The 2,235-nt window shown below is 63.0% G+C and carries 3 protein-coding genes and 1 pseudogene; all 4 read left to right on the top strand.

The genetic code is table 11. From position 1 onward, the window contains the following. Positions 1–371: phage major capsid protein (locus VGP39_RS19195; protein ID WP_327569678.1), on the top strand; the 371-nt coding region annotated here is incomplete at its 5' end. A gap of 261 nt (positions 372–632) precedes the next feature. After that, positions 633–1,523, top strand: a complete 891-nt coding sequence (locus VGP39_RS19190) for an RNase A-like domain-containing protein (protein ID WP_327569677.1) — start codon at positions 633–635, stop codon at positions 1,521–1,523. A gap of 24 nt (positions 1,524–1,547) precedes the next feature. Further along, on the top strand, positions 1,548–1,850 hold the full coding sequence (locus VGP39_RS19185; protein WP_327569676.1) for a hypothetical protein: 303 nt from the start codon (positions 1,548–1,550) through the stop codon (positions 1,848–1,850). A 33-nt stretch (positions 1,851–1,883) separates the two neighbouring features. Beyond that, a pseudogene (locus tag VGP39_RS19180) lies at positions 1,884–2,115 on the top strand (phage major capsid protein); the annotation flags it as partial. Between the last annotated feature and the right edge of the window lie 120 nt (positions 2,116–2,235).

The following is a 2,235-nucleotide window of genomic DNA, read 5'->3' as shown; positions in this document are numbered from 1 at the left end:
CGGTGCGCGCGGGCTCCCGCCAGAACGCCACTTTCGTGATGAACCGCAAGACCCAGAGCACGGTGCGCAAGTTCAAGGACACCACCGGCAACTATCTCTGGCAGCCGCCGGCTGCGCCCGGCAACCGGTCGAACCTGATCGGCTTTCCGCTGGCCGACACCGAGGACATGCCGGACGTCGCCGCCAATTCGCTCTCGATCGCCTTCGGCGATTTCCGCCGCGGCTACCTGATCGTCGACCGCGCCGGCGTGCGCGTGATCCGCGATCCCTTCACCGCAAAGCCCTACATACTGTTCTACACGACAAAGCGGGTCGGCGGCGGCGTGCAGGATTTTGACGCGATCAAAGTACTGAAGTTCGCGGTGAGCTGAGTCTCGTGCCCCGGACGCAGCGCAGCGCGTAGCTCTTCGCGAAGCGGTGCGCTGCAGAGCCGGGGCCCAGCTTGCTGCGGTTCGAAAACCGGGGTCCCGGTTCTGCGAAGCAGCGTGAAGAACGCTGCATCGCGCCCGGGACACGAGACACCTGGAATTCTCCCCATGCCATACCCTGACTCGCCCTACGACGCCCATCAGCGGCAGCGATGGCTGCGACATGACGCGCATCTTTGGATCCGCCCCGACGCGGCGCGCTGGGTGAAGCCCGGCTTCGACCCGGCCGACATCTATCCGACGCTGGCGCGCAAACCCGACGCCGCACAAGCCGCCTTCGAGGCGGAGGTCGAGGCGGCCTACCAACGGCACGCCGTGCTGCGCGAACAGCTGGCCGAACTCCGAGCCGAGCCGAAGCGGGCGCGCGAGCTGGAGGAAAAATACAGCCCGAGCCAGCCGCGCGTGCCGTCCGGCAATCCGCGCGGCGGGCAGTGGACGGATCGCGGCGGGGGGCAGGGCACGGTTGCGGGCCCGAGCTCGGACACTGGCCAGAGTCAGGACGCGGATCTCACCCAGCCGATGGGCAATGTCGATATTGGCGATGTCAGCGAATCGAGCGAACTCGGCGATCTGTTTCAGATCAAGCCGGACGGCCCGCGCACGGATGCCGCGAACCTTTCAGATTCCATCGTAAAAGTTGCAGCATCCGATGACCCGCGGTTTTACACTCCCGACCTTGCGCAGGAAGACAACCTCTTCGGCGGTCACGCGCTGCGTCGGCATAACGAAAGGTCGGAAAGCTCTCTCATTGACTGGCTCAATGCCAAATACCAGCGCACACAAACCGGCAATCTGGAGATCACACAATACGATGTAGCCGAAGGCACATTTCGGTCGCGCGAAGAGGCCAACGACCTTGTCAATCAAGTGCTCAAACGGAACACCGACGAGGTCGACCAGGTTGCCGCAGGCAAAATCGAGGAAGCCATACTCCAGCACCGCTTCGGATTCGTAACAGGCAAGGAGGCGTACAGGCCGAACGGCGACTCCGACCCTTACATCCGCCCCACCTATAGCGTTCGCGTCGTCATCCGGCATGACACGCGCTCGTGGCGCGGCTATAGGGTGCACACGGCATTTCCGGTCAACGATTAATAGACGAGGCGACAGGAGCTTCGCATGAAGATTCCATATGAGTTCGAACAATTTGTACGGGGCATCTATCCCGAGGATCCCGGAGAGTTCGAGTCGCTCGAAAGCCAAGCGGCGGCGGCGCTTGAGCACAAGGTTGCCAATGAACGCCGCGTGGTGCTGGCATTTCTCAATGAGTTGCTGGACGGCGGCCATTCGGATGCAGAGCTCGAACATGTCTGGCGCAACCAATCGCCTAGATCTAACTTCAGCCCGGGCGGCCATCGCGTCTTTTTCGAAGAAATCCGCCGCCAGATCATCGCCGACAAGGATCGGAAGCTGGCTCAATAGAAGCCTTCCCCGGATGCCGCTGCGCTCCTCCCGATCGGCTTCCCGCTTGTCGACGCCGAGGAGATGCCAGACGGCCCCCAATTCGCTCTCGATCGCGTTCGGCGATTTCCGCCGCGGCTATCTGATCGTCGACCGCGCCGGCGTGCGCGTGATCCGCGATCCGTTCACGGCAAAACCCTACATCCTGTTCTACACCACAAAACGCGTCGGCGGCGGTGTGCAGGATTTTGACGCGATCAAGCTGTTGAAGTTCGCGGTGAGCTGAGTCTCGTGCCCCGGACGCAGCGCAGCGCGTAGCTCTTCGCGAAGCGGTGCGCTGCAGAGCCGGGGTCCAGCTTGCTCGCGACTGGAAGAAACCGGGGTCCCGGTTCTGCGAAGCAGCGTG

Origin of the sequence: Bradyrhizobium sp. (genome assembly GCF_036009065.1) — a bacterium.
In the GTDB taxonomy this organism is placed as follows: Bacteria; Pseudomonadota; Alphaproteobacteria; order Rhizobiales; family Xanthobacteraceae; genus Bradyrhizobium.
Note: the sequence above shows the minus strand (reverse complement) of the source record. Positions and strands in the feature narration are given on the sequence as shown.

What these genes read in the sequence shown, in the direction of transcription:
- VGP39_RS19185 (WP_327569676.1), top strand. Translation starts at nt 1,548, where the DNA reads ATGAAGATTCCATATGAGTTCGAACAATTTGTACGGGGCATCTATCCC.